The organism is Streptomyces sp. PKA51, from assembly GCF_057552455.1.
On record NZ_BAAJPZ010000016.1, the window covers coordinates 1 to 24,017 of the forward strand.

A 24,017-nucleotide genomic window follows, 5' to 3' on the forward strand; every position below is an offset into this window, starting at 1 on the left:
TTTTCCGTTCCGTTTCCGGTTCGGAATTCGTTTCCGGCTCCCTGTCGGAGCGGGGTTCCGACTTTATCAGAAGTTTTCGGCGCGACGTTCGTCGGCTTTTTCTTCCGAAAGAGTCGGGGTTGCTTCGCTATGAATGAATCGATATTCATCGATGTTCACTGGCCGAAGCTGGTCAGATACTAACCGTTGCGGAGCCCCTGGTCCAAACCAGGTTCCCCTCGCAACCGTTCGAATCTACCTCCCCCCTCGGCCCGTGTCAACGGGTTTGCGGGGAGGAGAGAAGACTATCAGGTCTCACGGGTGCCGAAGACCGATGGCGGGTTCTCCAGTTCCTCCAGTTCGACGCCGGGGGCCGACAGGACGACGTCGCCGGCGAGGTGGACGGTGTGCCGCTCCCCCGTGTCGAGGGCGCTGACCTGGTACTCGTCCACGTCCAGGGACCCGTTGTCGGTGGGGTGTGCTGTCCTGGCGACCAGGGCCCAGGACTGGTCCACGGTGAGGGGGGCGAGCACGGGGGGTGTGAAGTCGACGAGCCGTACGCGTACGGGGGCGTCGCCCGGGGCCAGGCGCAGGAGGCGGGCGACGGCGACGTAGAAGGCGGGGGACGCGCCGGTGAAGGCATGGGCGCGGACGTTGCCCTCGGTGGCGTGTTCACCGGTCGGGTCGGTGCGGACCCAGGTCACGCCGTCGAGGGCGGCACCGCGCACCTGCCAGTCCCCGGCCTTGAGCTGCAGGCGGATGGGGCGGCCGAGATCGTCGATGGCGAGGTCCACGGCGCCGGCGGGGGCGCCGGACGGGGTGGTCAGCTGCGAGACGTAGCGCCAGCCGGTGGGGCCGGTCGCGCACTGGAAGTGCTCGTCACCGAGGGGGGAGTGATCGTGGGTGTCGTACAGGGAGTAGCGGCCGCGGGGCATGGTGGGGTCCTTGGTGCGAACGGCGCAGGCCCCCGCCGGGAGGACGGGGGCCTGGCCTTCGGATCATTCGTTGTCTACCGGCTGCTGCTCCTGCTGGGGAGCTCAGTAGCGGTAGTGGTCGGGCTTGTACGGGCCCTCGACCTTGACGCCGATGTACGCCGCCTGCTCCGGGCGGAGCGTGGTCAGCTTGACGCCGAGGGCGTCCAGGTGGAGGCGGGCGACCTTCTCGTCCAGGTGCTTGGGCAGGACGTAGACGTCGGTCGGGTAGGACTCGGGCTTGGTGAAGAGCTCGATCTGGGCCAGGGTCTGGTCCGCGAAGGAGTTGGACATCACGAAGGACGGGTGGCCGGTCGCGTTGCCCAGGTTCAGCAGGCGGCCCTCGGACAGCACGATGAGGGTCTTGCCGTCGGGGAAGGTCCAGGTGTGGACCTGGGGCTTGACCTCGTCCTTGACGATGCCGGGGATCTTGGCGAGGCCGGCCATGTCGATCTCGTTGTCGAAGTGGCCGATGTTGCCGACGATGGCCTGGTGCTTCATCTTGGCCATGTCCGAGGCCATGATGATGTCCTTGTTGCCGGTCGTGGTGATGAAGATGTCGGCGGTCTCGACGACCTCGTCCAGGGTGGTGACCTGGTAGCCGTCCATCGCGGCCTGCAGGGCGCAGATCGGGTCGATCTCGGTGACGATGACGCGGGCGCCCTGGCCCCGCAGGGACTCGGCGCAGCCCTTGCCGACGTCGCCGTAGCCGCAGACGACCGCGACCTTGCCGCCGATCAGGACGTCGGTGGCGCGGTTGATGCCGTCGACGAGGGAGTGGCGGCAGCCGTACTTGTTGTCGAACTTCGACTTGGTGACCGCGTCGTTGACGTTGATCGCGGGGAAGAGCAGGGTGCCGGCCTGGTGCATCTCGTACAGGCGGTGGACACCCGTGGTGGTCTCCTCGGTGACACCGCGGATCTCGGACGCCAGCTGCGTCCACTTCTGCGGGTTCTCGGAGAGGGTGCGGCGCAGCAGCGTGAGGATCTGGGCGTACTCCTCGCTGTCGGCGGAGGCCGGGTCCGGCACGGCGCCGCCCTTTTCGAACTCGACGCCCTTGTGGACGAGCAGGGTGGCGTCACCACCGTCGTCGAGGATCATGTTGGGGCCGCCGGTGGCGGCGTCCGGCCAGGTCAGCGCCTGCTCGGTGCACCACCAGTACTCCTCCAGCGTCTCGCCCTTCCAGGCGAAGACGGGCACGCCCTGCGGGTCCTCGGGGGTGCCGTTCGGGCCGACGGCGACGGCGGCGGCCGCGTGGTCCTGGGTGGAGAAGATGTTGCAGGACGCCCAGCGCACGCGGGCGCCGAGGGCGACGAGGGTCTCGATGAGGACGGCCGTCTGCACGGTCATGTGCAGCGAGCCGGTGATGCGGGCGCCCTTGAGGGGCTGCGCCGCCGCGTACTCCTTGCGGATCGCCATCAGGCCGGGCATCTCGTGCTCGGCGAGGGTGATCTCCTTGCGACCGAAAGCCGCCAGCGACAGGTCGGCGACCTTGAAGTCCTGGCCGGTGGTCGTAGTCATACGGCTGCTCCTCCTGAGGGGCGAGCGGAGTGGGTACGTACGGCTGTGCATGCGGTCGCTCAGCACGGTAACGACACCCGTGCTGTCACCCGGCCGCAGCCCAGTCCGTCGGAGGCCCTCTCTCCCTCGGCCGGTCCGGCGTACGGACCGCCCGACCGCCATCAGCAGCGACGTCTGGCTCTGGCACGAATCTACACCGGGACCCCTGCCGGGCCCCAGCCCCTTCGGGGCGGCTTCCGGACGCGCGCGACGACTGCCTCCCTTGTGGCAGCCGGGTGTTGCAGGATGCGTGGAGCGAGGACCGGAGCGAGGAGATCCAGGTGAGGAGAACCAGGTGAGGAGATCCACGTGACGTCACCGGGGCGGCGGCTGCGGCTGATCGCCGTGACCGCCTGCCCGACGGGCATCGCCCACACGTACATGGCGGCGGAGAAGCTGGTCCAGGCGGCGGAGGCGCTCGGCCACGAGATGAAGGTGGAGACACAGGGCTCGATCGGGGACGAGAACGTTCTGTCGGACAACGATGTCAGGCGCGCGGACGGCGTCATCATCGCGGCCGACAAGGAGGTGGACCCCGCCCGGTTCGCCGGCAAACGGGTGCTGACGGTCGGGGTGGCGGAGGGCATCCACCACCCCGAGCAGCTGATCGAGCGCGTCCAGCACGCCCCGGTGTACGCGCCCGCAGCCGCCGGCGGGGCGGTACCGGGGCCCGAGCGGGCGCCGGGCCGGGGCGGGCGGGCCCGGGCGGTGGTCTACCGGGCGCTGATGAACGGCGTCTCGTACATGATCCCGTTCGTCGTCGTCGGCGGTCTGCTGATCGCGGTGTCGCTGGCGCTGGGCGGGCAGCCACGGCCCGACGGCGGACTGGTGATCCCCGCCGGTTCCTTCTGGAAGCACGTCAACGACATCGGGGCCATCGGCTTCACCCTGATGGTGCCGGTGCTCTCCGGCTACATCGCGTACGCCATCGCCGACCGCCCGGCCCTGGCACCCGGCATGGTCGGCGGCTGGATCGCCAACACCGGCGCCCTGTACGGGTCGAAATCGGGGGCTGGCTTCATCGGGGCCATCGTGACGGGCTTCCTCGCCGGCTACCTGGTCCTGTGGATCAAGAAGATCAGGGTGCCGAGGTTCGTCCGCCCCGTCATGCCGATCATCGTGATCCCGGTGGTGGCGACGTCCGTCCTCGGACTGTTCTTCGTCTACGTGCTCGGCCGTCCCATCGCCTGGCTCTTCGAGCACCTGACCGCCTGGCTGGGCGGGCTGACCGGGACGAGCGCCGCGCTGCTCGGCGCCGTGCTGGGCCTGATGATCGCCTTCGACATGGGCGGTCCCGTCAACAAGACGGCCTTCCTCTTCGGCGCCGGGCTGGTCTCCGCCAACCCCCACGTGATGGGCATGTGCGCGGCGGCGATCCCGGTGCCGCCGCTGGGGCAGGGGCTCGCGACGCTGCTGCGGCGCGGGCTGTACACCGAGCAGGAGCGGGAGGCGGGGCTCGCCGCCCTGTTCATGGGCTTCTTCGGCATCACCGAGGGCGCGATCCCCTTCGCCGCGGCCCGCCCGGCCCGGGTGATCCCGGCCAACATGGCCGGCGGCGCGGTGGCCGGGGCCGTGGCGGGGCTGGCCACGGTGGCGGATCGGGTGCCGCACGGCGGCCCGATCGTCGCGCTGCTCGGCGCGGTCGACGGAGTGGCGATGTTCTTCGTCGCGATCGCCGTCGGCACGGTGGTGACGGCGCTGGTCACCGTCACGCTGCTGGCCGTGGGCGGGGCACGCCCGGTCGAGAGGGGGCCCGCGCGGCCGGCGACAGCGCCGGTGACGAAGCGCGGGCCGGCCCCGCCCGAGGTGCTCTCCGGCCACCTCACCGGCCGCACCGTGCGCCCCGAGCTCGCCGCGAGCAGCAAGGAGGAGGCCATTCGCGAGCTCGCCGGCCTGCTCGCGGCGAGCGGCGCCGTGCGCGACACCGAGGAGCTGATCCGTGCGGTGCGGGCCCGCGAGGAGGTCGGCACGACGGGCCTGGGCGAGGAGATCGCCGTCCCCCACGCGAAAACCTCGGCGGTGACCGCCCCGGTCGTCGCCTTCGGGCGCTCCCCGCAGGGCATCGAATGGGGCTCGATGGACGGCACCCGGGCCCGCCTCGTCTTCATGATCGCGGTACCGGACGGGGACGCGGCGGACGAACACCTGCGCATCCTCGCGAAGCTGGCACAGCGCCTGCTGGACCCCGACTTCCGCGAGCGGCTGCTGGCAGCCGCGGACGTCGAGGCGATCCTGCGCGTCCTGACCGAGGTCCACTGACGACTGCCGCGGTGCGGAGCCGGTGCGCGGCGGCTGCCGCGGTGCGCGGCGGCTCCCGTACCGGCGCGGTACGGCCCGCGGCGGTGCGGCTCGGCCGCCACGGCGCCCCGCCAGGGGCGCGGGGAACTGCGCGATCGGCCACGACGGCCCGCAGCCGAAGGGCGACCTCGGGACCTGCAGGCGCGTCGTGGCTTGTCGCGCAGTTCCCCGCGCCCCTGACGGGGCGCTCCAGGGGTCAGCGGCCCGGGCCGCCCGGGGTTGTTGCCGGGTCCTCGCCTGCTGCCGCGGCGGTCTCGCTGTAGATGTCGGGTTCCAGGTAGATGACCCGGGCGATGGGTACGGCCTCGCGGATGCGGGCCTCGGCCGCGTCGATGGCCCGGGCCACCTGGGCGGCCGTGTCCTCCGCCGGGACGGCGATCTTGGCGGCGACCAGGAGTTCCTCCGGCCCCAGGTGCAGGGTGCGCATGTGGATGACGCGGGTGACGGTCGTGCCGTCGACGGCGGCGGCGCGGATCGCGGCGACCTGGTCGGGGCCTGCGGCCTCGCCCAGCAGCAGGGACTTGGTCTCCGCGGCCAGGACCAGCGCGATCAGGACCAGCAGGGCGCCGATGCACAGGGTGCCGATGCCGTCCCAGACGCTGTCGCCGGTGGCGATGGTCAGGCAGACGCCGCCGAGGGCGAGCACGAGGCCGACGAGGGCGCCGAAGTCCTCCAGGAGGACCACGGGCAGCTCGGGGGCCTTGGCGGTGCGGACGAAGGAGCGCCAGGACTGCTTGCCGCGCAGTTCGTTCGACTCCTTGATCGCCGTGCGGAAGGAGAAGCCCTCGGCGACGACGGCGAAGATCAGCACGCCCACCGGCCAGTACCAGTGCTCGAGCGGGTGCGGTTCCTTGATCTTCTCGTACCCCTCGTACAGCGCGAAGACGCCGCCGATGGTGAAGAGCACGATGGAGACGAGGAAGCCGTAGATGTAGCGCTCGCGCCCGTAGCCGAAGGGGTGCTCCTCGCTGGCCTTGCGGCGCGCCTTGCGGCCGCCGACCAGCAGCAGTGCCTGGTTGCCGGAGTCGGCGACCGAGTGCACGCCCTCGGCGAGCATCGACGAGGACCCGCTGAAGGCGAAGGCGACGAACTTCGCGACCGCAATGGCCAGGTTCGCGCCCAGCGCGGCCACGATGGCCCTGGTTCCGCCCGATGCGCTCATGGGTGTGCTTCGTACCTTTCGATTCGTGAGATCCGTGGGATCCGTCGAGGATCCGTCCGCCGTGCCGTGCGGCTCAGGCCGCCCGGCCGACCGTGGCGCGGAAGACGATTCCGTCGCCGCCGAGTTCCACGCGCTCGCCGGCGCGTACGTAGGCCGACTGGCCGCGGACGAGGGTCAGCTCGCCGCCGTCCGGGGCGCGCAGGAAGGCCGTGCCCGCCGTGCAGAGCAGGATCTGCGGACCGCCGGTGCCGGCCAAGGGGCGGGGGGCGGCGTCCGGGGCCAGGGCGTGGCGGCAGAGGGCGAACTCCCCGGCGGGCGTCACGTACTCCTCCGTCCCGTCGGCGTCGGCCTCGGGCCGCAGGACGCCGGGCGCACCGGCCTCGAAGCGGACCACGCGCAGCAGCTCGGGCACGTCCACGTGCTTGGGGGTCAGGCCGCAGCGCAGGACGTTGTCGGAGCTGGCCATGATCTCCACGCCGACGCCCTTGAGGTAGGCGTGCGGGACGCCGGCGTCCAGGTAGAGGGCCTCGCCGGGCTGCAGGACGACGTGGTTGAGGAGCATGGCGGCGATCACGCCCGGGTCGCCGGGGAAGTGCCGGGCGACGGAGGCGTAGGCCGCGTAGGCGCCGCGGTGCGGGCCGCTGTGCCCGGCGAGCCGCTCGGCGGCGGCCGCCGCCTGGTGCACGGTGTCGGCCATGGCCGCGCGGTCGGCGCGCAGCACCGCGGTGAGGACCTCGCGCAGGGCGGCCTCCTCGGGGTGGGCGTGCAGCAGGTCGACGTACGGCTTGAGGGAGTCGACCTCCAGGGCGGCCAGCAGCTCGGCGGTGGCGTCCGGGGTGCGGAAGCCGCACAGGCCCTCGAAGGGGGTGAGGGCACAGATGAGCTCGGGCTTGTGGTGGGCGTCCTTGTAGTTGCGGTGGGGGGCGTCGACGGGGATGCCGAGGGCCTCCTCCTCGGCGTGCCCGGCCCGGGCCTGCGCGGGGTTCGGGTGCACCTGCAGGGAGAGCGGGTCGGCCGCGGCCAGCACCTTCATCAGGAACGGCAGCCGGGGGCCGAAGCGGGCCACGGCGTCCGGGCCGAGCTCGCCCTCGGGGTCGGCGGCGACGACGTCGCTCAGGGCGACGGGACCCGCGCCGCGGTCGACGTGGGACGGGGCGCCCGGGTGCGCGCCCAGCCACAGCTCGGCCTGCGGCTCGCCGGTGGGCGGGACGCCGAGCAGCTCGGGGATCGCGGTGGTCGAACCCCAGGCGTAGGGGCGCACGGTATTGACGAGGCGGTCCATGGGGCGGTTCCTGCTCCAGGCTCGGGGCTGGGGGGCTTCCTGTTCTCGGGCGACTGCGGCTTCGACTGCGGCTTCGGCTTCGGTTGTGGCTTCGACTGCGGCTTCGGCTTCGGTTGTGGCTTCGCCGGCGACGTGCGACGGCCGACCACGACGTGCGACGGCTGACGAGCCCTACGGCGTCGAGGCGAGCGCCAGGTAGACGGCGGCGAAATCGGTGATGGCCAGCAGTTCGGCGGCGGTCTCCAGCGGGCTGCCCTCCCCGGCCTCCAGCTCGCTGACGGGCGTGTCGCGGTGCAGGGCGAGCTCGCGGGCGGCGGGCGCGGGCGAGGTGACGGCGGGGGTGCGCTCCCGGACGAGGAAGACGCGGGCGTGCAGCGCCTCCGGCTCCTCGACGCGGTCGCGGAAGAAGTCCTCCGGGTCGGCCCCGGCGGCGAAGTCGCCGGACAGCAGGGTGCCGTGGGCGGTCAGCGCCTCGGGCAGCTCGGCGGCCAGCGCGGGGCGGCCGGCGAGGGCGGCGAGGACGGTGGCGAAGCGGCGCCCGGCCGCGGCGGCGAGCTCGCCCTCCGTCCAGATCAGCGGCAGCGTGTCGGCGAGCTCGGCGGCCAGTGTCTTGGCCGGGTTGCTGTACGTGGCGATGGCCGGGCCGCAGCGCTCGGCGATCTGGTCGAGCCGGTCGGCGAGCGCGTCGAGGGCGGCGGGCGGGGCCTCCGCCAGGCCGATGCGGTCGGCGAGCGAGAGCAGCGGGGTGAGCAGCGACCACAGGGTGCCGGGCCCGCTGGGCAGGACGGGCGGCGCCTCGTCGGCCGAGCCGCCGGCCATGGTGCTCTCGTACGGGGTGGTGGTCAGCGGCACCGCCAGGCCCCGGACCTGGGCGGTGGCGTCGGCCAGCGGGGAGCCGGCCGGGGAGACGCTGACGACGGTGCAGCCGCGGCGGTAGGCCTGCTCCAGGAGGACGGCCAGGCCCGGCTCGGTGCCGTCGGGGCTGGCGACGAGCAGCAGGTCGAGCGGGCCCGTCCAGCCGGGGAGGTTCCAGCGCAGCGCGCCGGGGGCCGGGGCGACGCCGGAGGGGCGGATCAGGGTGACCGGGCAGGTGTCGCCGGCGAGGGCGCCGAAGAGGTCCGCGGTGGACTCGGCGGCCGGGCAGGGTCCGGCGACCAGGACGGCGCGCGGGCGGCCGTCCGGCTGCAGGTCGGCGAGGCCGGCCTCGACGGCGTTGCGCACGGCGGTGCGGACGCGGGCGCCGGATTCGGCGGCGCCGCGCAGGAGGCCGTGCAGATCCGCACGGGAGAGGCCGTCGGGGTCATCGAGGAGCGACTCGTCGAACACCGTGTGATCAGCCTCCGGTGGCCGTGGGGGTGGGATGCCTGCGCCTGACGGCGGGACTGTGGCCGGTACTCAGGCGGGGCGGCGCGCCTCGTCCACGAGGAGGACGGGGATGCCGTCGCGCACGGGGTAGGCGAGGCCGCAGCCCTGGCCCTCGCACACCAGCTCGGGGGTCTCCTCGGAGGCGGTCTCGTCGCGGAGGGGGGCGTGGCACGCCGGGCAGGCGAGGATCTCCAGGAGGCCGGCTTCGAGCGGCATGGGGCGGTTCCCTTCGGGGCGAGCGGTTGTGGTGTGCGGTTCTGTGAGGTCAGCGTAGTCCTTGGGGGGCGGGTGGGTGTTCTTTCCCCCACCCCGCCCCGTGCCGAAACCGGGGCCGGCGTCGGCGTACGGCTACGCGCGGACGATCTCCAGGACCTCGTCGCGCAGGCGGGCGACCGTCCCGGCGTCGCGGGCCTCCACGTTCAGGCGCAGCAGCGGCTCGGTGTTGGAGGGGCGCAGGTTGAACCACCAGTCGTCGGTGGCGACGGTCAGGCCGTCGAGCTCGTCGATGCGGACGCCCTCGCGGCCCTCGTACGCGGCGCGGACGGCGGCCGTGCGCCCTGCCTGGTCGGCGACGGTGCTGTTGATCTCGCCGGAGCCGGCGTAGCGGTCGTACTGGTGCACGAGGGCGGAGAGGGTGCCGCCCTGGCCGCCGAGGGCGGCCAGCACGTGAAGGGCGGCCAGCATGCCGGTGTCGGCGTTCCAGAAGTCGCGGAAGTAGTAGTGGGCGGAGTGCTCGCCGCCGAAGATGGCGCCGGTGCGGGCCATCTCCTGCTTGATGAAGGAGTGGCCCACGCGGGTGCGGACGGCGGTGCCGCCGTGCTCCTCGACGACCTCCGGCACGGACCGGGAGGTGATCAGGTTGTGGATGACCGTGCCGCCGGGGTGCTTGGCCAGCTCGCGGGCGGCGACCAGGGCGGTGATGGCGGAGGGGGAGACGGGCTCGCCGCGCTCGTCGACGACGAAGCAGCGGTCGGCGTCGCCGTCGAAGGCGAGGCCGATGTCGGCGCCGGTCTCGCGGACCTTGGCCTGCAGGTCGACGATGTTCTTGGGGTCGAGGGGGTTGGCCTCGTGGTGGGGGAAGGTGCCGTCGAGCTCGAAGTACATCGGGACGAGGTCGAGCGGCAGGCCCTCGAAGACGGTGGGCACGGTGTGGCCGCCCATGCCGTTGCCGGCGTCGACGACGACCTTCAGCGGGCGGATGCGCTCCAGGCCGACGAGGGAGCGCAGGTGCGCGGCGTAGTCGGCGAGGACGTCACGGGTGGTGACGGTGCCGGGGGTGGCGGCGGGCGCGGGGGCGCCCTCCTCGGACCAGCGCTCGGCCAGCGCGCGGATCTCGGCGAGGCCGGTGTCCTGGCCGACGGGGGCGGCGCCGGCGCGGCACATCTTGATGCCGTTGTACTGGGCCGGGTTGTGGCTGGCGGTGAACATGGCGCCCGGCAGGCCGAGTTGGCCGCTGGCGAAGTAGAGCTGGTCGGTCGAGCAGAGCCCGATCGAGGTGACGTCCACGCCGCGGGCGGCGGCGCCGCGGGCGAAGGCGGCGGCGAGGCCGGGCGACGAGGGGCGCATGTCGTGCCCGACGACGATGGCCCGGGCGTCGGTGACCTGGGCGAAGGCGGCGCCGAAGAGCTCGGCCAGGGGCTCGTCCCACTGGTCGGGAACGACGCCGCGCACGTCGTACGCCTTCACGATCTGCGACAGATCAGCCACAGCCAACCCCTCCTGCTTCCGGTTCGGGACAACAAACCTACCCGCCGTCACCGGTCGTGCATGACCGTGCGCCGCGGGCGCCGGCTCGTCACCGGCCGTCAGGAGTCCGGCGAACGCAGCACCCTGAGGTGGCCGCGGCGGGCGACCTCCATCGGGTCGGGCCCCCGGCCGCCGGGTGCGACGGCGCCCGGAGCGGAGCCCGCACCTCCCGCGCGCTCCTGCGGCCGGGCGGCCTCGCGCACGGCGTTGGCGAGGGCCTCCAGGTCGTCGCTGCTGGGGCGGGCGGCCCCGGTGTCCACGGCGAGGCGCACGACTTCCCAGCCGCGCGGCGCGGTCAGCCGCTCGGAGTGCTCGGCGCACAGGTCGTAGCAGTGGGGTTCGGCGTAGGTGGCGAGCGGGCCGAGGACGGCGGTCGAATCGGCGTAGACGTACGTCAGCGTCGCGACGGCCGGGCGGCCGCACGCGGTGCGCGAACAGCGACGTACAGGGCTCACGACGATGGACGGTACCGCACTCTTGAACGGGCCGCGACGACTCACCCCCACCTCACTCCTCCGTGTCGTCCCGGTTCGTCCTGTGGACGCCCTTGGCGAAGGCCCTGGTTGATCCCCTCGGGAGGCGGGGAACACATGTCCGACGGCAAAGAAATCGCCCAAGGAAAGCGTCACCACTAGGTACACATAGTGTCATTCGGGATGCGAGCCCCGATCCCGCGGCTGGCTGTATTTGATCGCAGACATGGCCGGATCGCTCATCGGGCGACATGACGGGAGATGGGCGGCTGCTGCATACGGACGGTCGGCCGGCGGATACCCTCGGGGGTGATGGACAGCCCCGTACCTCCTCCGGCCGCCGCCGGCGGTGCCCCCGGCCCGACCGGACCGCGACCGCGCCACCGCGACCGCCACGGACGCGGCATGCGCGGCCCCATCGCGCCCCCGCAGGTGCCGCTGTCGGCGACCAGGGCGGAGGCCTTCGTCGACCTCGTCCAGGACTCGGCCGAGCGGCTGGAGCGGCGCTGGCCGCAGCTGGCGTCCGTGGAGTTCCTGGTGCGCGAGGTGCCGGCCGGCGAGGACGCCGGGGCCGGCGACCCGCTGGAGGCGCTGCTGGACGGCGACTCGGTGCCGCTGGGCCGGTACGTACCGGCGCGCGGCGGGGAGCCCGACCGCATCGTCGTCTACCGCCGTCCGGTGGAGATCCGCACCAAGACGCGGGACGAGCGCGCGCTGCTGGTCCACGAGGTCGTGGTCGAGCAGGTCGCCGAACTCCTCGGGCTCGCCCCGGAGTCCGTCGACCCGCGCTACGGCCAGGACTGACCCCAGGACGGACCGGCGACCACCGTCGCCGGCGCTCACCCGGTCAGCACCGACAGGTCCTGCCCGGTCTCCGGCACCGCCACCGTCGAGCGGTCGTCGCGCACCGGCTGCACCGTGAACATCGGGACGCCGTCCTTCGGCAGCGCGAGCATCCGCGAGGCGTGCACCGGGCCGCCGGAGACCTTCTCGAGCGTCACCGCGTAGACGCCCTTGCCACCGGTGGGCCGCGGCGGCTCGACGGCGAGGGTCGTGCCGGCCTTCACCGTGTACGTCTTCGACACCGCGGTGCCGCCCTCGCTGCCCGCCGAGGAGGTCACCTTCACCTGGGCGTCCCGGCCGGGTGCGGTCAGGGCCAGGGTGGCGGCACCGGGGCGGTTGTCGGCCACCGTGCCGCGCACGTCGACGGGCGGCGTGGCGGGGATGAAGGCCGTCTCCTGCTTGTCGTCCTTGCCGCGCGTCACCCGCAGGGCGGCGACGACCGGGGCGCTGCCCTTGGTGCCCGTCAGCACCAGCGAGCCGGCCTCGCCCCGGGTGACGTCGCCCAGCTCGACCGCCGTCGTCATCCCGGCCTTGAGGTGCAGCGCCTCGTGCCCGGCCGGGCTGATCGAGCCGCTCGGCCCGGCGAGCCGCACGCTCAGGTCGGCGTCGTCGTTGCCGGGCGCGAAGGCGACGAGGCGTACCGCGGTGGCGTCGGCGGGCACGCCCGGCAGCACCGCCACGGGCGCGGCGTCGGCGGACGGCGGCAGCCAGTCGCCGCCCAGCTTGTCGTCGGCGACCTGCACCGCCGCCCCGATCCGGCCGGACCGCGCGGCCACGTGCAGGGTCAGCTGCTCGGTGGGGGTGTCGGTCAGCGTGGAGAGCAGGACGGGCACGGTGGCGTGGGGCGGGACGGTGACGCCCTCCCCCGATGCGGCCCCGGCCCGGCCCTCCGGCCCGAACAGTTCGAGGTCGACGACCGCCGGCGAGGCGTCGGGGTTGGTCAGGTGCACGTAGTCCTGGCGGCCTTTGGCGGTGCTCACCCCCGGGAACCAGAAGGAGGTGTCGGGCGGCGTGCAGGCGGTGCCGTGCAGTCCGCGGCCGGAGCCTGCGGCGACGACGGTGGTCTGCTGCGCGGTCCAGCCGGGGGCGAGGGCACCGTCGGCGGTGCCCAGCAGGGCGGGGGCGTCGGAGCGCTCCGTCGTGGTGCTCACCGGCTTGCCGGCTTCCTTGAGGGAGAGCACGGGCTTGCCCGGGTCCTCCTTCGCCGGTGCCTTGGACTCCTTGGACTCCTTCGACTCCTTCGGCTCCTTGGCCTTCGCGTCCTTGCCGTCCTTGCCGTCCTTGCCGTCGTTCTTCCCCGCGTCCGTGTGCGCCGGGCCGGCCGCGGGCAGCAGGTCGGCCGGGCTGCCGGCGGTGCCCTTCCCGGGCGGGGTGAAGGCGGTGTACGTCGTCTGCCCCACGTCCGAGGAGGTCGGCGCCGGGCACAGCAGCGTCGAGCGCTGCACCGGCAGCCGGCCGACCGACTTCGTGACGGTGCGCCCGCCGTCGGAGGGGGGATTGAGGGCGGCGATGCCGGTGACGACGGCGAGCGCGGCCGTGGCGGCGAACAGGGAAAGGGTCGTGCGGTTCACTGCTGCTCGCTCCCGTCACGGTGGGCTCGCTCGCCCCCGCCGTACGTCGTGTCGTAGGGCTGCCGACCGTAGCCGTACGGGTCGTACGCGCCGGCCTGGTACGGGTCGGCGTACTGCCCCTGCTGCTGGTGGCCGTACTCCTGCTGCTGCGGCACCGCCGCGTACGGATCGGCAGCGGCGTCGCCGTGGCCGTAGCCGTAGCCGCTGTAGGAGTCGTGGGCGCCGTCGTGGGGCGCGTACGCGTCGTACGGCTCCGCGGCGGGCGGCCCCGACTGCTCGGGCATCGCCGGCCCGGCCCCCTCGGCGGCGGCCCGCAGCCGGCGGGCGCGGCGGCCCTCCCCCGGCGCGGACTGCGCCGGCACGGCCGCCGCCGCGGCGCCGTCCTCCGGCAGGTCGTCGTCGACGGTCCGGCGGCGGCCCGGCAGCGCGAGCACCACGAGGACCACGGCGAGCAGGCCCTGCGCCCACACCCACACCGAGCGGGCCGGCGGGGTCCGGTAGGTCAGGTCCAGCCGGCCGCCGGTGGCGGGCAGCGCGAAGCCCTGCGCCCAGCCGTCGACGGTGACGGGCTTGAGCAGCCGGCCGTCGAGCGTGGCCTGCCAGCCGGGCGCGGCCTTGTCGGCGACGCGCAGGATGCGCCCGTCGCCGCCGGCCGGCACGGTGGTGTGGGCCTCGACGGGCCCGGCGGCGACCGGCGCGGGCGGGGTGGCGGGGCTGCCGTCGGGCTTCTTGGCGCCGGTGACGACGGTGACGCGGGCGACCTGCCGGTCGACGCGCCACAGGGAGCTGCGGTTCTCCTGCCCCATGCGGGTCAGGCCGGGGGTGGCGTCCAGGACGCGGGCGGTGCTGCGCGGGGCGCTGTCGCGCACCAGGACGTAGCCGACGGCGTAGTCGCCGAGGCGCCCGGCCTGATCGGCGCCGGAGCCGGCGACCAGGCCGGCGACGACGGCGTCCAGCCGCCGGTCGTGGCCGGCCGCCGCGGTCTCGGCGTCGCCCATGCGCAGCCCGGCGCCGCGCACGAGCGCGTACGTCACGCGGCCGGAGCCGCCGCCGAGGACCAGGGTGCGGGCCTGGTCGCGGGTGCTGGCCTCCTCGGCGACGAACGCGGGCACCTGCACGGGGTCGCGGCGCTGCAGCGGCCCGTCGGCGCCGTCGGCCGTCCAGACGACGGCCGCCACGAGCGGGGCGGCGCCGGCGGTCAGGGCGATCAGGCCGGCGACCGGCTGCCGCCAGCCGAAGCTGCGGGCGGCGACGCGCTCGCGGGCCCCCTCGGCGCCCACGACGGCGGCGGCGACGAGGGCGAGGCCGTACAGGAGGGTGCCGGGCCCGGCCCAGGCGCTGCCGCCGGCGACGGCCGCGCACAGCAGGCCGGCCAGGGCCGCGGCCCACGCGGCGCGGACGGCGAACTGCCGGTCCCGGCGCAGCAGGGCGGCCAGTGCGGCCAGGACGACGCCGGCCAGCAGCAGGGCACCGGAGGTCCTGGGGCCCCCGGGGTTGCCGGCCAGCAGCTGCAGCGCGGAGGCCGAGCCGTGGCCGTAGGGCGCGCCTGCTTCGACGAGGAACCGGCTCGGGTGGACGAGCAGCCCGAAGGACCAGGGGGCGAGGGCCAGGACGGGGGTCGCGGCGACCACCAGCAGGCGCGGGCCGTGCACCGCGAGCCGGGCGGCGCCGCCGCGCGCGCAGTGCAGCACCAGCACGCCGGCGCCCAGCAGCACGGCCACCGGCCACACCACCGGTGTGAAGGCGGTGGTGACGGTGAGCAGGAGGGCGTACGCCCAGGACGCGCGCCACGACGGGGCGGCGTCCGGGGCGCGCAGGCCGCCGGCCGCAACGGCCGCCCGGGCCATCAGCGGCAGCAGGACGGCCAGGACGGCGGTGCCGAGCCGGCCGGTGGCCAGGGCCCCGGTGGTGGCGGGCAGGAAGGCGTAGACCGTACTGGCCCAGGCGCGCAGCAGCCGCGAGTCGGTCAGCGGCCGGGAGGCGGCATAGGCGGTGAGTCCGGCCAGCGGGACGGAGCACAGGAGCGGCAGGGTCAGGGCCAGGCCCGTGGAGCCGAACAGGACGGAGGCCAGCGCGGCGAGCACGGCCAGGTAGGGCGGTGCGCTCTCGGTGCTGCCGGTGCCGACGGGGTGCCAGCCGTCGGCGTAGGCGGCCCACAGGCCGTCGGGGCCCAGGAGGTGGTCGGGTACGGGCAGCAGGGCGCCGCCGGTCAGGGAGCCGCTGCCGAACAGGCCGCGGCAGGCGAGGGCGGAGACGAGGAGCAGCAGGGCGAAGAGCACGGGGGCGGGGCGGCGTGCGAGGCGCCGCAGCCGGGCGAACTGCTCGATCTCCAGGTAGTCGGCGTCGTCGCCGCCGGGCCCGGACTCGGTGGAGCCGCCGTGCCGGCCGGCGGCGGCGTGGGCGTCCTGGGTGCCGATGCCGAAGTCGGCGGCGAGCTGCTCGACGGTGGCCCGGACGGTCGCGCCGGGCGGCGGGAAGAGCGGGCGCAGCTCGGCGGGGTCCGCCCGGGGCGCGCCGCGGCGTCTGCGCGCGGCCCGGATGCGCCCGGGGCGCAGCAGGACACGGGCGAAGCCGGCGAGTTCGTCGAGGGCCTGTCCGGGGGCCTTGCCGACGAGGTAGCCGAGGGTGCGCAGCACGGTGCCGAGCACGAGGCGGATCATGACGTAGGGCAGCAGGGGGCCGCGGGTGTTGGCCAGCAGGGTGTGGACGGCGCCGGCCTTGTCGACGCGGTGGGCGGTGGTCGGCCTGCGGCCGGCGCAGTCGACGGGGCGGCGCTCGCGGGAGGCGGCCTCGGCGTGGCGCAGGACGGCGTCGGGGGCGACGAGCACCCGGTGGCCGGCGGCGTGGGCGCGCCAGCACAGGTCGACGTCGTCGCGCATGAGGGGCAGGCGTGGGTCGAAGCCGCCGAGCTCCTGCCAGACGTCGCGGCGCACCAGCATGCCGGCGGTGGAGACGGCGAGCACGGTGCGGATCTGGTCGTGCTGGCCCTGGTCCTGCTCGCGGCGTTCGAGTCCGGTCCAGCGGCGGCCGCTGCGGGCGATGGAGACGCCGGTCTCCAGCAGCTGCCGGCGGTCGTACCAGCTGCGCAGTTTGGGGCCGATCACCGCGGTGGGGTGGCCGGCGGCGAGCTCGGCGTCGGCGACGCGCAGCAGCTCGTGCAGGGCGCCGGGGTCGGGGGCGCAGTCGTCGTGCAGCAGCCACAGCCACTGGACGGGTTCGAGGTCCGACCGGTCGGTGCGGGTGGGGCCGGCGCCGTACTCGTCCTCGCTCCAGGTGCGGCCGACGGGGTCCCAGCCGCTGGAGCGCCTGAGGTAGGGCAGGTCGTCGGCGCCGAGGACGGGGGCGCTGCGCACGGCCTCCTCGACGGCGGCGCCGAAGCCGGTGCGGCGGGCGAGGTGCAGGACGTGTTCGGCGCCCAGGGCGTCGGCGAGCAGCCGGCGGGAGTCGTCGGTGCTGCCGGTGTCGGCGGCGACGACGTGCTGGACGGGCCGCTCCTGGCCGAGCAGGCCGGCGAGGGCGTCGGGCAGCCAGCGGGCGCCGTCGTGGGCGACGAGCACCGCGGTGACGACGTGCCGGGGGAAGGCCGGGGAGATGGTGGGGTCGAACATGGCAGGTGCGGGCCCCGGTTCGATGGAGACTGCGGTGGACGTACCGGGCCGCGGGCGGTCCCGGTTCACGGGAGGGCGCCGCCCGGGCGGGCGGCGTCTCGGACGGGCCCACCTTAGTGGTACGGGCGGGCGCCCCGAGGGCCGTGCGGACAGCGATCCGCCCCTCGCTTGCGGGCTGCGAGGGGCGGACCGTGCGGTATGAATCCTGCTGTGGGGCCGGGTGGGGCCGAGGGTCCTTCGTTCCCGTGGACCGACGCTGCGTCAGTCCGCGTCGCCTGGCTCGTACAAGACATCCGGTCAGATCATGACGCCGGTCTTCAGACCGCTGCCTTCTTGAGGCGGCGGCGTTCGCGTTCCGACAAACCGCCCCAGATTCCGAAGCGTTCGTCGTTGGCCAGAGCGTATTCAAGGCACTCGGAACGGACTTCACAGGCCAGGCATACTTTTTTGGCCTCGCGCGTGGAGCCGCCCTTTTCGGGAAAGAAGGACTCGGGGTCGGTCTGAGCGCACAGTGCGCGCTCCTGCCAGCCGAGCTCCTCGTCCGCCTCCTCGACCAGCAGTTGCTGGAACAGCTCGGTCATGTGCGCCCCTCGTCTGTCAATGCGTCCCCGTGTGCTGCCGCACATCAGGTGCGGCAGAACGACACGAGTGAAATTACAAGTGCGCCGATCCGGGCCAGTCAAGCCGGGATCTGCTATCGGGCCCCTTATTCACTCTGCGGAACCAAGGGCGAGCGGAAAGTTGCCAAAACACCACACAAGTGGACAGTTCTCCCACTCGTCACAAGTGCCTCGTCAGCGCCTCTTCCTTCCCGCCTCACGGAAGAGGACGCCACCCGCACAGGGACCGTTGCACCCGATATTTACGGGTCCGTCGCTCCGCGGGTGTCCGTACACCCCGGATCCCAAACCATTGCCCCCTCTTTCTCACCGGACGAGTGAAAGAAGCGGGCCAAAACGGACGCGCGGTTGACAGCGGAGCCGGGGAGCCGGTCTCCTTGAGGGCATGCCAGCGACCCTGCTCCTTCGGGCCACCGCCCCGGGGAACCTCAGCCTGACCCGCGCGTACGGGTCCCGCTGTGCTGTCCAGGCGCGCTGTCGCTGTTCCAGCTGTCGCAGCTGTTGAGGTGACCGTCCGTGCGCGTGCCGCGCACGCCCGTCCCGGTCCCAGCTGATCGTTCTTCCCTCCCTTCGCGTGCGCGCACGCCCGTTTGCGCGCTTGCGCCCGCGACCGCCATCGCTCTGCCCCGCGCAGTCGTACCGCCGAGGAACCCACTCCCCATGAACAGCGACGTCCAGATCGCCGGCGACCCGCTCGCCCTCCCCCACCTGATGCCCGCGCCCGCCGCCCACCCCGCCACCGTCGCCGAGTTCGCCGGACTGGCCCGCCGCATCGCCGCCGACACCGCCTCCTGGGCGCCGCTCGTGCGCTACGACGCCGCCAGCCGCTGGTATCACCGGCTGCACACCGGCCCCGGCTACGAGGTGTGGCTGCTGAGCTGGGTGCCCGGGCAGGGCAGCGGGCTGCACGACCACGGCCCCTCCTCCGGCGTGCTCACCGTGCTGCACGGCGCACTGACGGAGCACACCGCGCAGGGCGCGCGGCGCACCCTCACCGCCGGCGCGCAGCGCGTCTTCGCGCCGGGGTACGCGCACGAGGTCGTCAACGACTCCCTGGACCCCGCGGTCAGCCTGCACATCTACTTCCCCGGCCTCACCGAGATGCCCATGCACGACGCCGGCACCGCCGCCGTGCGGCCGTCCGTGCACTGCGCCGCCGCCCGCACCACGTCATGACGCGGCCCGCTGCAGTGGGCGGCCGTGCGGCTGACAGACTGCAGCCATGCAGCGCATTGTGGTTCCGGCCGGCGGGATCGGGGGCGCCCGCTTCCTCCGCGGCCTGAAGTCAGCAGCCCCCGACGCAGACATCACCGTCATCGGCAACACCGGTGACGACATCCACCTCTTCGGACTGAAGGTCTGCCCCGACCTCGACACCGTGATGTACACCCTCGGCGGCGGCATCCACGAGGAACAGGGCTGGGGCCGCGCGGACGAGTCGTTCGCCGTCAAGGAGGAGCTCGCCGCCTACGGCGTCGGCCCCGAATGGTTCGGCCTGGGCGACCGCGACTTCGCCACCCACATCGTCCGCACCCAGATGCTCGCCGCCGGCTACCCGCTCAGCGCGGTCACCGAGGCGCTGTGCGCACGGTGGCAGCCGGGCGTGCGGCTGCTGCCCATGAGCGACGACCGCATCGAGACCCACGTGATGATCGACGACCCGGACGGCGCGCCGGGCGCCCGCAAGGCCGTCCACTTCCAGGAGTACTGGGTACGGCTGCGGGCCTCCGTCACCGCCCACGCCATCGTCCCCGTCGGCGCCGAGCAGGCCAAGCCCGCGCCCGGCGTGCTGGAGGCGATCGCGGCGGCCGACGTCATCGTCCTCCCGCCCTCCAACCCCGTCGTCAGCGTCGGCACCATCCTCGGCGTGCCGGGCATCCGCGAAGCGGTCGCCGGTGCGGACGCCCCCGTCGTCGGCCTCTCCCCCATCGTCGGCGACGCGCCCGTCCGGGGCATGGCCGACAAGGTCCTCGCCGCCGTCGGCGTGGAATCCACCGCGGCCGCCGTCGCCCGGCACTACGGCCCCGACCTGCTCGACGGCTGGCTCGTCGACACCGTCGACACCGCGGCCGTCCCCGACGTCGAGGCCGCCGGCATCCGCTGCCGCGCGGTGCCGCTGATGATGACGGACCTCGACGCGACGGCCGCGATGGCCCGCGCGGCCCTGGCCCTGGCCGAGGAGGTGCGCGGATGACCGCGCTCCCCTCCTACCGCGTCTGGGCGGTGCCCGGCATCCCCGAGGTACGCCCCGGCGACGACCTGGTCAAACTCATCGCCACCGCCGCGACGGCCGACGACCTGCCGGGACTGGCCGACGGCGACGTCCTCGTCGTCACCTCGAAGATCGTCAGCAAGGCGGAGGGGCGCATCGTCGCCGCCGACGACCGCGAGGCCGCCATCGACGCCGAGACCGTACGCCTCGTCGCCCGCCGCGGCACCCTGCGCATCGTCGAGAACCGGCTCGGTCTCGTCATGGCCGCCGCCGGCGTCGACGCCTCCAACACCACCGCGGGAACGATCCTGCTCCTGCCCGAGGACCCCGACGCCTCCGCCCGCCGCATCCGCGACGGCCTGCGCGACGCACTCGGCGTCGACGTCGGCGTCGTCGTCACCGACACCGCCGGACGGCCCTGGCGCAAGGGCGTCACCGACTTCGCCATCGGCGCGGCCGGCGTACAGGTCGCCAACGACCTGCGCGGCGACGTCGACGCCCACGGCAACCCGCTCGTCGCCACGGTGGTGGCCACCGTCGACGAACTCGCCGCCGCCGGCGACCTCGTCAAGGGCAAGGCCGGCGCCCTGCCGGTCGCCGTCGTGCGCGGCCTGGCCCACGTGGTCGGCCCCTCCGGCGACGGTGCCGACGCCGGCGCCGGCGCCCGGTGGCTCGTACGGCCCGCCGAGGACGACATGTTCCGTCTCGGCACCTCCGAGGCCGTACGGGAGGCGGTCGCCCTGCGGCGCACCGTGCGCGAGTTCACGGACGACCCCGTCGACCCCGGCGCCGTACGGCGCGCCGTCGCCGCCGCCGTCACCGCACCGGCCCCCCACCACACCACGCCGTGGCGGTTCGTGCTCCTGGAGAGCGAGAGCGCACGGCACGAGCTGCTCGACGCCATGCGGGACGCGTGGATCGCGGACCTGCGGGCGGACGGGCGCACGGAGGAATCCATCGCCCGGCGCGTACGCCGGGGCGACGTCCTGCGCAAGGCGCCGTACCTGGTCGTGCCCTGCCTGGTCATGGACGGCTCCCACGACTACCCGGACGCGCGGCGGGCGACGGCCGAACGCGAGATGTTCGTGGTGGCGGCCGGTGCCGCCGTGCAGAACTTCCTCGTGGCGCTGGCCGGGGAACGGCTGGGATCGGCGTGGGTGTCGTCGACGATGTTCTGCCGCGACGTGGTGCGGCGGGTCCTCGACCTTCCGGCCGACTGGGACCCGATGGGGGCCATCGCGGTCGGCCGCCCGGCGGCTCCCCCGCGCCCCCGCCCCGCCCGCGGAGCGGACGCGTTCATCGTCACCCGCTAGCCGGTTGTGGGCAGTCGTGCCTCCCCCAGCTACCGCTGGGAGGTGCCCCCAGGCGGCACGGGTGGGCACAACCGGCCCACCGGCGGAACCGCCCCGCGGCACCCACGGTGCGGAGCACCGATCTCCGTCGGCGGCTCCCCGCCGCGGGGCGCCTTCGGCGCGTTGGGGGTGGTGCGGCCCGGTGGGCCGGTTTGTGCCCACCCGTTCCGCCCTGCGGAACGCCTGCCCACAAACGGGCCTGGGCGGCCGGGCCCACAAACCGGCAGGCCGTTACGCCTGGGGGCGGCCCATGGCGCGGAAGGTCCAGCCCGCCGCACGCCACGCCGCCGCGTCCAACGTGTTGCGCCCGTCCAGGACGCGCCGCGCCGCGACGACGTCGCCGACGGCCGCCGGGTCGAGGTCGCGGAACTCGGCCCATTCGGTCAGGTGCAGCACCACGTGCGCTCCCCGGCAGGCGTCCAGGGCGGTGGGGGCGTAGGAGAGGGTGGGGAAGACCTGCCGGGCGTTGTTCATGCCCTTGGGGTCGTAGATGGTGACCTGGCCGCCCTGGAGGTGGATCTGTCCGGCGACGTTGAGGGCGGGCGAGTCGCGGACGTCGTCCGAGTCGGGCTTGAAGGTCGCGCCGAGGACGGCGACGCGTCGCCCGAGGAAGCTGCCGCCGACGGTTTCGCGGGCGAGTTCGACCATGTGGCCGCGGCGGCGCATGTTGATGGAGTCGACTTCGCGCAGGAAGGTGAGGGCCTGGTCGGCGCCGAGTTCGCCGGCGCGGGCCATGAAGGCGCGGATGTCCTTGGGCAGGCAGCCGCCGCCGAAGCCGATGCCGGCGCGCAGGAACTTCTTGCCGATGCGGTCGTCGTGGCCGATGGCCTCGGCGAGCTTGACGACGTCGCCGTCGGCGGCCTCGCAGACCTCGGCCATGGCGTTGATGAAGGAGATCTTGGTGGCGAGGAAGGAGTTGGCGGCGGTCTTGACCAGTTCGGCGGTGGGGTAGTCGGTGACGACGAAGGGGGTGCCTTCGCCGATGGGGGTGGCGTAGACCTCGCGCAGCAGCTTCTCGGCCCGTTCGCCGCTCACGCCGACGACGATGCGGTCGGGGTGCAGGGTGTCCTGGACGGCGAAGCCCTCGCGCAGGAATTCGGGGTTCCAGGCGAGTTCGACGTCGTTGCCGGCGGGGGCGAGTTCGGTGAGCGTGCGGGCGAGGCGGGCGGCGCTGCCGACGGGGACGGTGGACTTGCCGACGACGAGGGCGGGGCGGCGCAGCTGTGGGGCGAGGGAGGCGACGGCGCTGTCGACGAAGGACATGTCGCAGGCGTACTCGCCGTGCTTCTGCGGGGTGTTCACGCAGAGGAAGTGGACGTCGCCGAATTCGCCGACCTCCTCCCAGGAGGTGGTGAAGCGCAGGCGTCCGGTGGAGCCGTCGATGCCGGCGACGTGCTTGCGGAGCAGTTCGTCGAGGCCGGGCTCGTACATGGGGACCTCGCCGCGCGAGAGCATGGCGATCTTCTCCGGCACCACGTCCAGTCCGAGGACCTCGAACCCGAGCTCGGCCATGGCCGCGGCGTGGGTGGCGCCGAGGTATCCGGTGCCGATCACGGTGATCTTGAGGGCCATGCGGTGCTCCATGTGCTGACGGGCCGGATTGCGTTGCCCGAGCATAGTCGGGGGGTGGCCGGGAAGGATCGCGGGGCGACCCGGGGCGCAAGCGGGTTGTCGGCAAGCTCACGTATCGGCTGCGGAGGGGCTCGCTCTAGACTTGTTGTTACTAAACGGTAGTTAACTCTTCTGGGGAGTACGCCTTGGCGGGAAACAAGGATTTCGACCTCTACCGGCCGTCGGAGGAGCACGACGAGCTCCGCAAGGTCGTCCGGTCGCTGGCCGAGGCGAAGATCGCGCCGTTCGCCGCCGAGGTGGACGAGGAGGGCCGCTTCCCCAAGGAGGCCCTGGACGCGCTCGTGGCCGCCGACCTGCAGGCCGTGCACGTCCCCGAGGAGTACGGCGGGGCGGGCGCCGACGCGCTGGCGACCGTGATCGTCATCGAGGAGGTCGCCCGGGTGTGCGCCTCCTCCTCGCTGATCCCCGCGGTCAACAAGCTCGGCTCGCTGCCGGTGCAGCTGTCCGGCTCGGAGGAGCTGAAGAAGAAGTACCTGGGCCCGCTGGCCAAGGGCGAGGCGATGTTCTCGTACTGCCTGAGCGAGCCGGACGCCGGTTCGGACGCGGCCGGGATGAAGACGCGCGCGGTGCGCGACGGCGACTTCTGGGTGCTCAACGGCGTCAAGCGCTGGATCACCAACGCGGGCGTCTCCGAGTACTACACGGTCATGGCCGTGACCGACCCCGAGAAGCGCTCGAAGGGCATCTCGGCGTTCGTGGTGGAGAAGGGCGACGAGGGTGTCTCCTTCGGCGCCCCGGAGAAGAAGCTCGGCATCAAGGGCTCGCCGACCCGCGAGGTCTACCTCGACAACGTGCGCATCCCCGCCGACCGCATGATCGGCGAGGAGGGCACGGGCTTCGCCACGGCGATGAAGACCCTGGACCACACCCGCATCACCATCGCCGCCCAGGCGCTCGGCATCGCCCAGGGCGCCCTGGACTACGCCAAGGGCTACGTCCAGGAGCGCAAGCAGTTCGGCAAGCCGATCGGCGACTTCCAGGGCGTCCAGTTCATGCTGGCCGACATGGCCATGAAGCTGGAGGCCGCCCGCCAGCTGACGTACGCGGCGGCCGCGAAGTCCGAGCGGGTCTCCGGCGGCGGGGCCAAGGAGGACCTGACCTTCTTCGGCGCCGCGGCCAAGTGCTTCGCCTCGGACGTGGCGATGGAGATCACCACGGACGCGGTCCAGCTCCTCGGCGGCTACGGCTACACCCGTGACTACCCGGTCGAGCGCATGATGCGCGACGCGAAGATCACGCAGATCTACGAGGGCACCAACCAGGTCCAGCGCATCGTCATGGCGCGCAACCTGCCGTAGGACGCGTCGCACCCGTAGCACCGGCGGCCGCCTTCCGGTGGCGGC

The 24,017-nt window shown here is 73.7% G+C and carries 18 protein-coding genes; 6 read left to right on the forward strand and 12 right to left on the reverse strand.

Annotated features, from left to right (window positions below; translation table 11 throughout):
• Window positions 1–287: 287 nt before the first annotated feature.
• Window positions 288–914 (reverse strand): hypothetical protein, encoded by a 627-nt coding sequence (locus AC27L3_RS22055; RefSeq protein WP_487235778.1) that lies wholly within the window; start codon window positions 912–914, stop codon window positions 288–290.
• A gap of 102 nt (window positions 915–1,016) precedes the next feature.
• Window positions 1,017–2,471 (reverse strand): adenosylhomocysteinase, encoded by a 1,455-nt coding sequence (gene ahcY / locus AC27L3_RS22060; protein ID WP_344437874.1) that lies wholly within the window; start codon window positions 2,469–2,471, stop codon window positions 1,017–1,019.
• A gap of 348 nt (window positions 2,472–2,819) precedes the next feature.
• Between ahcY and AC27L3_RS22065 the strand changes: the two genes are divergently transcribed.
• The gene (locus tag AC27L3_RS22065) at window positions 2,820–4,769 is read left to right on the forward strand and encodes a fructose-specific PTS transporter subunit EIIC (RefSeq protein ID WP_487235779.1); all 1,950 of its coding nucleotides are present in this window, start codon (window positions 2,820–2,822) and stop codon (window positions 4,767–4,769) included.
• A 235-nt stretch (window positions 4,770–5,004) separates the two neighbouring features.
• Here AC27L3_RS22065 and AC27L3_RS22070 read toward each other — a convergent pair whose 3' ends face one another.
• From AC27L3_RS22070 to AC27L3_RS22095, 6 genes are all read right to left on the reverse strand, one after another.
• Window positions 5,005–5,970: a cation diffusion facilitator family transporter gene (locus tag AC27L3_RS22070; protein ID WP_487235780.1), complete on the reverse strand. Its 966-nt coding sequence runs from the start codon at window positions 5,968–5,970 to the stop codon at window positions 5,005–5,007.
• A 73-nt stretch (window positions 5,971–6,043) separates the two neighbouring features.
• Window positions 6,044–7,252: a mannose-6-phosphate isomerase, class I gene (gene manA, locus AC27L3_RS22075; protein WP_487235781.1), complete on the reverse strand. Its 1,209-nt coding sequence runs from the start codon at window positions 7,250–7,252 to the stop codon at window positions 6,044–6,046.
• Between the two features lie 171 nt (window positions 7,253–7,423).
• Complete coding sequence (locus AC27L3_RS22080; RefSeq protein WP_487235782.1) at window positions 7,424–8,578, reverse strand: SIS domain-containing protein; 1,155 nt, start codon at window positions 8,576–8,578, stop codon at window positions 7,424–7,426.
• A gap of 69 nt (window positions 8,579–8,647) precedes the next feature.
• Complete coding sequence (locus AC27L3_RS22085; protein ID WP_344437863.1) at window positions 8,648–8,833, reverse strand: Trm112 family protein; 186 nt, start codon at window positions 8,831–8,833, stop codon at window positions 8,648–8,650.
• A 132-nt stretch (window positions 8,834–8,965) separates the two neighbouring features.
• Window positions 8,966–10,324 carry a phosphomannomutase/phosphoglucomutase gene (locus tag AC27L3_RS22090; protein ID WP_487235783.1) on the reverse strand — a complete coding sequence of 453 codons (1,359 nt, stop codon included), beginning with the start codon at window positions 10,322–10,324 and terminating at the stop codon, window positions 8,966–8,968.
• 98 nt (window positions 10,325–10,422) lie between these two features.
• On the reverse strand, window positions 10,423–10,869 hold the full coding sequence (locus AC27L3_RS22095; protein ID WP_487235784.1) for a DUF3499 domain-containing protein: 447 nt from the start codon (window positions 10,867–10,869) through the stop codon (window positions 10,423–10,425).
• A gap of 279 nt (window positions 10,870–11,148) precedes the next feature.
• Here AC27L3_RS22095 and AC27L3_RS22100 point away from each other — a divergent pair, with 279 nt between their 5' ends.
• Window positions 11,149–11,640 (forward strand): metallopeptidase family protein, encoded by a 492-nt coding sequence (locus tag AC27L3_RS22100; protein WP_487235785.1) that lies wholly within the window; start codon window positions 11,149–11,151, stop codon window positions 11,638–11,640.
• 35 nt (window positions 11,641–11,675) lie between these two features.
• Here the strand turns inward: AC27L3_RS22100 and AC27L3_RS22105 are convergent, their stop codons facing one another.
• From AC27L3_RS22105 to AC27L3_RS22115, 3 genes are all read right to left on the reverse strand, one after another.
• On the reverse strand, window positions 11,676–13,250 hold the full coding sequence (locus tag AC27L3_RS22105) for a DUF5719 family protein (RefSeq protein WP_487235786.1): 1,575 nt from the start codon (window positions 13,248–13,250) through the stop codon (window positions 11,676–11,678).
• Window positions 13,247–16,858, reverse strand: a complete 3,612-nt coding sequence (locus AC27L3_RS22110; RefSeq protein ID WP_487235787.1) for a glycosyltransferase family 2 protein — start codon at window positions 16,856–16,858, stop codon at window positions 13,247–13,249. Before AC27L3_RS22110 ends, AC27L3_RS22105 begins: the two co-directional genes overlap by 4 nt.
• A gap of 317 nt (window positions 16,859–17,175) precedes the next feature.
• Window positions 17,176–17,439 (reverse strand): WhiB family transcriptional regulator, encoded by a 264-nt coding sequence (locus AC27L3_RS22115; RefSeq protein ID WP_004952403.1) that lies wholly within the window; start codon window positions 17,437–17,439, stop codon window positions 17,176–17,178.
• A 699-nt stretch (window positions 17,440–18,138) separates the two neighbouring features.
• On the opposite strand from AC27L3_RS22115, the gene AC27L3_RS22120 reads away from it, so the two are divergent.
• Genes AC27L3_RS22120 through AC27L3_RS22130 form a run of 3 tightly spaced genes read left to right on the forward strand, consistent with a single transcriptional unit; the run spans window position 18,139 to window position 21,003 of the window.
• Complete coding sequence (locus AC27L3_RS22120) at window positions 18,139–18,654, forward strand: cysteine dioxygenase (protein WP_487235788.1); 516 nt, start codon at window positions 18,139–18,141, stop codon at window positions 18,652–18,654.
• Between the two features lie 46 nt (window positions 18,655–18,700).
• Window positions 18,701–19,672, forward strand: a complete 972-nt coding sequence (gene cofD / locus AC27L3_RS22125; protein WP_487235789.1) for a 2-phospho-L-lactate transferase — start codon at window positions 18,701–18,703, stop codon at window positions 19,670–19,672.
• Window positions 19,669–21,003: a coenzyme F420-0:L-glutamate ligase gene (locus AC27L3_RS22130; protein ID WP_487235790.1), complete on the forward strand. Its 1,335-nt coding sequence runs from the start codon at window positions 19,669–19,671 to the stop codon at window positions 21,001–21,003. The genes cofD and AC27L3_RS22130 overlap by 4 nt, the downstream gene beginning before the upstream one ends.
• A 270-nt stretch (window positions 21,004–21,273) precedes the next feature.
• On the opposite strand, the gene AC27L3_RS22135 is transcribed toward AC27L3_RS22130, so the two are convergent.
• Entirely contained in the window at window positions 21,274–22,614 is a 1,341-nt protein-coding gene (locus tag AC27L3_RS22135; RefSeq protein WP_487235791.1) for a UDP-glucose dehydrogenase family protein, read from the reverse strand.
• 185 nt (window positions 22,615–22,799) lie between these two features.
• Here AC27L3_RS22135 and AC27L3_RS22140 point away from each other — a divergent pair, with 185 nt between their 5' ends.
• Entirely contained in the window at window positions 22,800–23,972 is a 1,173-nt protein-coding gene (locus AC27L3_RS22140) for an acyl-CoA dehydrogenase (protein WP_487235792.1), read from the forward strand.
• Window positions 23,973–24,017: the final 45 nt, after the last annotated feature.

What these genes read in the sequence shown, in the direction of transcription:
- AC27L3_RS22055 (WP_487235778.1), bottom strand. Translation starts at nt 914, where the DNA reads ATGCCCCGCGGCCGCTACTCCCTGTACGACACCCACGATCACTCCCCC.
- ahcY (WP_344437874.1), bottom strand. Translation starts at nt 2,471, where the DNA reads ATGACTACGACCACCGGCCAGGACTTCAAGGTCGCCGACCTGTCGCTG.
- AC27L3_RS22070 (WP_487235780.1), bottom strand. Translation starts at nt 5,970, where the DNA reads ATGAGCGCATCGGGCGGAACCAGGGCCATCGTGGCCGCGCTGGGCGCG.
- manA (WP_487235781.1), bottom strand. Translation starts at nt 7,252, where the DNA reads ATGGACCGCCTCGTCAATACCGTGCGCCCCTACGCCTGGGGTTCGACC.
- AC27L3_RS22085 (WP_344437863.1), bottom strand. Translation starts at nt 8,833, where the DNA reads ATGCCGCTCGAAGCCGGCCTCCTGGAGATCCTCGCCTGCCCGGCGTGC.
- AC27L3_RS22100 (WP_487235785.1), top strand. Translation starts at nt 11,149, where the DNA reads ATGGACAGCCCCGTACCTCCTCCGGCCGCCGCCGGCGGTGCCCCCGGC.
- AC27L3_RS22110 (WP_487235787.1), bottom strand. Translation starts at nt 16,858, where the DNA reads ATGTTCGACCCCACCATCTCCCCGGCCTTCCCCCGGCACGTCGTCACC.
- AC27L3_RS22115 (WP_004952403.1), bottom strand. Translation starts at nt 17,439, where the DNA reads ATGACCGAGCTGTTCCAGCAACTGCTGGTCGAGGAGGCGGACGAGGAG.
- AC27L3_RS22120 (WP_487235788.1), top strand. Translation starts at nt 18,139, where the DNA reads ATGAACAGCGACGTCCAGATCGCCGGCGACCCGCTCGCCCTCCCCCAC.
- cofD (WP_487235789.1), top strand. Translation starts at nt 18,701, where the DNA reads ATGCAGCGCATTGTGGTTCCGGCCGGCGGGATCGGGGGCGCCCGCTTC.
- AC27L3_RS22130 (WP_487235790.1), top strand. Translation starts at nt 19,669, where the DNA reads ATGACCGCGCTCCCCTCCTACCGCGTCTGGGCGGTGCCCGGCATCCCC.
- AC27L3_RS22135 (WP_487235791.1), bottom strand. Translation starts at nt 22,614, where the DNA reads ATGGCCCTCAAGATCACCGTGATCGGCACCGGATACCTCGGCGCCACC.